The sequence below is a fragment of the Barnesiella sp. CU968 genome (genome assembly GCF_905219685.1).
Classification (GTDB): domain Bacteria; phylum Bacteroidota; class Bacteroidia; order Bacteroidales; family Muribaculaceae; genus Lepagella; species Lepagella muris_A.
In genome coordinates this window covers 1-5,436 of sequence record NZ_CAJMXD010000202.1, presented here as the reverse complement: position 1 = coordinate 5,436, position 5,436 = coordinate 1, and the positions used below count along the sequence as shown (strand labels likewise).

General features: G+C 40.3%; 8 protein-coding genes and 1 pseudogene. 5 read left to right on the top strand and 4 right to left on the bottom strand.

Annotation, left to right across the window (positions count from 1 at the left end; genetic code table 11):
* The 3 genes and pseudogenes from JX312_RS08665 to JX312_RS08655 all read left to right on the top strand — a co-directional run.
* Positions 1-398: pseudogene (locus tag JX312_RS08665) on the top strand (hypothetical protein); the annotation flags it as partial.
* A 6-nt stretch (positions 399-404) separates the two neighbouring features.
* Positions 405-749, top strand: a complete 345-nt coding sequence (locus tag JX312_RS08660) for a DUF6150 family protein (protein WP_204457720.1) — start codon at positions 405-407, stop codon at positions 747-749.
* A 7-nt stretch (positions 750-756) separates the two neighbouring features.
* The gene (locus JX312_RS08655; protein ID WP_204457719.1) at positions 757-1,854 is read left to right on the top strand and encodes a hypothetical protein; all 1,098 of its coding nucleotides are present in this window, start codon (positions 757-759) and stop codon (positions 1,852-1,854) included.
* Here JX312_RS08655 and JX312_RS08650 read toward each other — a convergent pair whose 3' ends face one another.
* The 4 genes from JX312_RS08650 to JX312_RS08635 all read right to left on the bottom strand — a co-directional run bounded on the left by JX312_RS08650 (position 1,855) and on the right by JX312_RS08635 (position 4,321).
* Positions 1,855-2,370: a hypothetical protein gene (locus JX312_RS08650; RefSeq protein WP_239653865.1), complete on the bottom strand. Its 516-nt coding sequence runs from the start codon at positions 2,368-2,370 to the stop codon at positions 1,855-1,857.
* A 176-nt stretch (positions 2,371-2,546) separates the two neighbouring features.
* Positions 2,547-3,134 (bottom strand): DUF6642 family protein, encoded by a 588-nt coding sequence (locus tag JX312_RS08645; RefSeq protein ID WP_204457717.1) that lies wholly within the window; start codon positions 3,132-3,134, stop codon positions 2,547-2,549.
* Positions 3,131-4,036 carry a DUF1810 domain-containing protein gene (locus JX312_RS08640; protein WP_204457716.1) on the bottom strand — a complete coding sequence of 302 codons (906 nt, stop codon included), beginning with the start codon at positions 4,034-4,036 and terminating at the stop codon, positions 3,131-3,133. The genes JX312_RS08645 and JX312_RS08640 overlap by 4 nt, the downstream gene beginning before the upstream one ends.
* A gap of 6 nt (positions 4,037-4,042) precedes the next feature.
* Positions 4,043-4,321, bottom strand: a complete 279-nt coding sequence (locus JX312_RS08635; protein WP_204457715.1) for a hypothetical protein — start codon at positions 4,319-4,321, stop codon at positions 4,043-4,045.
* A gap of 135 nt (positions 4,322-4,456) precedes the next feature.
* Between JX312_RS08635 and JX312_RS08630 the strand changes: the two genes are divergently transcribed.
* Positions 4,457-4,675: a helix-turn-helix transcriptional regulator gene (locus tag JX312_RS08630; RefSeq protein WP_204457714.1), complete on the top strand. Its 219-nt coding sequence runs from the start codon at positions 4,457-4,459 to the stop codon at positions 4,673-4,675.
* Positions 4,676-4,729: 54 nt separating this feature from the next.
* Positions 4,730-5,436, top strand: a 707-nt coding sequence (locus JX312_RS08625) for a type I restriction enzyme HsdR N-terminal domain-containing protein (RefSeq protein WP_204457713.1), incomplete at its 3' end; no start/stop codon positions are given.

Below are 5,436 nucleotides of genomic sequence, written 5' to 3'. Positions count from 1 at the left end.
ATGACAATATTAAACCGGAGTATCTTGATAAGGTTAGGGAGGTTGGTGAAGCTTTAAAAGTAATCCTGCACAAACTACATGAAGAGAATCCGAGGTTTAGCTACCAACTTGTAATCGAAGGAACTGCTGCAATAAAATGGGACCAAAAGGCAGCTGGGACATACAATCCTGATAATCAGGAAATGTATTGGCTTAGTTATCGTCGCGCTCTTGCTCTCTATAACAAATGGCGTTCACAAGAATTAAATTTGAGAAATTATAATACGGAGATTATCATTGCCGGAAGTGGCTTTAATGGAATAAATCGTGATAATCGTGTAGAGGACAATAACAAGCGATTCATAATCCAGATTATACCCAAGGTTTCACGACCCAATCCAGAAAGTAAAAACGAGTAAGAATCTATGTCAATCAGAATTTCAATACTTGGTATCTTATTGCTTGTAGGCATGTCAATGTCTGCTCAAAAAATATATTCTGTTGATCATGAATATCAAGCAGATATTAAGGTATTTGTAGTGGATTCCGAGTACAAGGCAGATCTTATTGTTTATAAGACGGATAAGGAATATCGTGCGAAAGCCAGCGAAAACAAAGGTATCTGGTTTATATGTCCTCGACAATATCAGGCTGATAAAAAAGTGTTCTTTGTTGACCGAGAGTATCAGGCTGACCTCAAAGTATTCTTTACCGATAAAGAATATCGTGCTGGTTGGAAGAAGAATGACAAGAAACCTTTAATGTATTGATTTAGACATGGCTAAATGTAAGTATTGTGGTGAGTCAGCTGGGTTCTTCTCGCGTTCTCATAAGGAGTGTGAGGAGAAGCATACTCGTGGAATTGATGGAATGACTCATCTGATGCGTCGATACTTTAGCGGAACTATTTCAGCCATTGATTTCGGAGCAAAGCTTTCTCGAAATAGAGATCCGTACTTCTTGAGTGAGGATGATATTGTTACATGTGCGGACAATGTTATTGGAGAGTTCGCAGATTCACTTCGACGCCCATTTAATTCAGATATATTACCCAAAATAAAGGGATTCATATCAAATGTCGGAGTGCCTTATGCGACGCTTAATAAAAATGGCACTCTTGATAGATTATCCCTAAAGCTATTTCAGGGATATGTCGTGGATTTCTTTGCAAAAGGTGTTCCACTCAGTCAAATATCAATAAGTACCGATTCCGTAACATCCGTTCTTCCTTTGAGCCGACAACAACGTGATGAAGCATATTACAACGTATTGAACAAGGCCGCCGATAAGTTTATGGCAGATGGTTGGCTGGCGGACAATGAGCAAAGGATGATAGAGTCATACACATCTTCTTTGGGGATTGCGTTAAACTGTCTTCCTTTGCAGTATCAAACCGAGAGCCTTTCTCGTATAGGTCAGGCTATAGTTCTAAAGGATTTACAACAAGGGGCACTCCCTAAAAAGCCATTGACTGTCCCTGTAATGTTGGCTCGTGACGAGGCTCCACTGTGGGTATATGACAATATCACAATGTTGCAAGAAAAGATAACCCGAGAGTATGTCGGAGGGAGCAGAGGAATGAGCTATCGAATATGTAAGGGACTGACGTATCGTACCGGTTCATTCAAAGGACATCCGGTTGAAAGAAGTTTCATGGAGACTATTGGCATCGGTCAACTGGTTATAACGAACAAAAACCTTTTCTTCCATTGTCCTACAGCAAGTGTGAAAATCCCTTATAAAAAGCTTGTGGGAGTAACGCCTTACTCAGATGGTCTGGAAGTCCATAAAGAAGAGGCGAAGCCTAAACGAACTGTCTTTCAAGGTTTCGATGCATGGTTCATTATGAATGTTTTGAATCAGGTCAATATTTGATTAGTCAAAGAGCGAAGGAGTATCATCTTTGGGAGTCGTCCTCTTTGCTTTTGATTTCTTCTGAGTCCTTTTAGGCATTTCGTCTGAAGTTAGATTGGAAGAACGAAGAGTGATTTCTTCTTCCAAATTGGGGTGTGGGTAGTTACCTTCAATATAGAGCTTTACCAATCCGGCATGTGAAAGAGGAGTCGAAAGATTCCGGAAATCAAGATTCGTGTTGTAGTCAAGCAGGACAATATCTGTTTCTTCTGACTTTTTCTTTATCTTATCTACGATGTTTATGACATCGGGAACATTCTCCAAAACCCATTCATAAGAAGGTAGATAAATGAGTATTCTTGCTGAAATATAATCCAATAGTTCCGTTCCATATATCCCTTTGCGGTGACCTTTCGGATACCCAAGTCGTCTTACCGTACGTTTAAGATTCCTCATGGTATCATTCGTAAACGAATCCATGCACACATCTTCGTGTTCAAAGACTTTAAGCCCTTGCCATATACCTTCTACGCTCATAGCAGTAGCTCCGTTGGAAAATGGTATTGGAATATTTCCGTGTGGATAAAACGGGCTCAACTTCTGTGCGTAAGATGATTTAGATGTAATATCCAAGATGATTGCTCCGGGATAGTCTCTAAGAATATTCTCTTCCTTTCTTTTCTTGTTGACGACGTAGATCATTGTTAGTATTCTTAATATGCTACAAAACCAAGCTCATTGAGAAGAGAGCTGTATGTCCTGCGGAAGGAACTGCGCTCTTCATTTGTGATTAGTCCAAAATTGCGTGTAATATACATTAAATCGTTGAAAAGAGCCATATCGGCAATGGCGCTCTTCATTGGATCGACAGATTTTGTGTACCCACTTACAAGCTTAGCCTTAGTCATAGCCTTGAAACGCAAAGCTGCGTCGGGATTAGACAATGTTTTGCAGGAACTGAAATGGACTATACGGCCTTCAAAGAAGTTTCCGGCAATTTCAGCAAGGTCATCAAGCTCCACATCTTCATCTTCAAGATGAATGGTCGCTTCATTGCCATGACACGCGAAATAAATTATTTCGTGGTCCTTAAATTCTCTTTTTGTGGGCTTGAAATAATCAAGATAATACAGAAGGTCTGCTTTATGCAATATATGGCGATATATTACATCACAATTATGATACTCTTTTAGCCAGTTCAGCAAAGGTTCGGTTTTGAGGTTAAACCGATTATCCTTTTTGCATGAATTGTATAGCCATTCAGCTTCAAGACAAATTATATTGTGAGCGTTCTTTTTCATTCCTGTGGTATAAGTGAAAATGCTGTTATGTGAGAATCAACTACGCCCGACAATACAGGGTTATTTATCATGAACTTGAAAAGAGCGTCCAGTCTATATGCCACTCGCTCCCAAGTCATACCTTCCGAATATTCAAAGAAGTCAAGTGGGAATAAAGCTGCAAGCTGTGTAATTGGAGACGGGTCAATCTGCTTATCAAGCCATTCATACACGTTAAGTAGAAAGTTGAAACCGATAGACAGTAACGTGGTTTCAGTGTTAGATGTGCGATAATTGTCAAATAAATCTCCGTGTCTAATAAGATACTGCCATGTCAAAGTTACAATGGAGTATCCTCGTCTTACAAGGTCTAAAAATGTTGCACATCGCTCGTCCGTTTCCATTCCATTGGCTTCATGGCAACCGTCATCAAAGAAAGCTCTCTCCGGATATTTCACTCCGAACTTTTCCCAGACGTCTTCATCCAAAACCTTGCGGTCATTCGCTATGAGTTTGAGAGTCTTGTCATCTCTTCCCTCATCGAAGAAATATCGCAATGCCCTGTCAAATTCTCCACCGGGTTCGACCGCATCGAACAGTGTAAGACACGATTTTAACTTCATCGCATCGACGTCCCCCATGACATATTCTATGTCTCTGCCATAGTTATGTTCATTTAGAGTGCGGACAGCATTATATAATCTGTTACGCAGTTCCTCGTGATTCAAATATGCGTAGGCTTCATAAAGTGAACATATGCCATATCTGTTCGACATCTCCGAGCGCCCGAGACCACGCATTTGAGGGAATATAAACCATATCCAGTGGCTCTCTTTCTCACCATTCTCTAATTCTTGAATGGCAGTTTGATAATTGTCATTATCATCCTGTGCCTTGACAAATCGCTCTAACTCAAAATCCATAGTTGATTAAATTTTACGTAGTGACATTATGATGGCGAGAGCCGGGGATTGAGTGCGATTAACATAATTGCGTAATGCGGTAGTAGTCATTGGGGTTGTTCCCCTTAAAATATCGCAATAAGCCTTATATAATCCATCAGTCTCAATCTTGAACTCTTTTAGAGTGGAGAGTCTTGTACCGACTATATATCTATCATTGGCTGAGTCAATTCGATAAACAACTCCCGACACGCTTTCTACAGCACCGAGTTTCTTTATTCTGGATATGAATTCATTCTTTTCCATATTGTCTTGATTGAGATGGACATATAAGCCTCATAAATTACTGCAAAGATAATGAATTTTCCCGGATTTTTCGTTGTCTTATCGGAAATAATCACTAAATTTGCACAATCCGCAATACCTATAGCAGTATTTACAATGGGAAAAGAATTAAACAGACTGAAAGTGGTGCTCGCTGAAAAGAGGCGCACGAACAAATGGTTGGCACAACAGCTTGGCAAAGACCCTGCTACGGTGTCTAAATGGTGTACTAATACAGCGCAGCCTTCACTTGAAACATTGTCCGAGATTGCCATGAGTCTTGAAGTTGACGTAAAGGATTTATTACAGTCATCAATCAGAAAACTGGATTATTAAGATGGACAAAGATGGATATGGCAATAAACCTAAAATGAAGTAATTTTGCATATTATGGCTAACTATGACATCGACAAAACACAGTTGCAGGATGAGGTTGTACTTGACGACAACCAGCTTGTCTGTGTCTTGACCAATTCTATAAAAACCGCCACCGAAAAGGAAATTCTTCTCCAGTCTATTATCAATCAGATGGACGAAGAGTATGAATTTGACCTTTCGGATATGAGGCGCGACTTCTCTTTCTCTTATGAAGATGATGAGGGAAAGAAGAAACGTATGACTATAGACTTGGCTATATTCCGTCATGGAGCAGAACAAGAACCGGAAAATATAGAACGTATCTGCATTGTCTATGACTCAAAGGCGAAAGAGGGCGATAAAAAGAAAGGCGTAGAGGCTACTCTTCATAAGGCGCTCCAAGCTACAGGCTGCGACTTCGGCATGTGGACTAATGGAGATAAACAATTCTTTGCCTACAGAAAAGAAGATGAAATTGGCAATGAACTAATTGAGGATATTAGCGATTTTCCCGGTTGCGATGAAACTATAGAAGATCTTGAAAATATGGGCGACCGTGCCCAACCTCGCAAGGCTGCCAATGATACCCTCATCCGCACATTCAAGCGTTGTCATGATTATCTCTACGGCAACGAAGGAAGAAAGAAAGATGCGTTCTGGGAACTCCTCAATCTGATTTTCTGTAAAATTTTCGATGAAAAACGCCGCTTTACAGATGCCGAGAAGGGGTTCAGCTATCG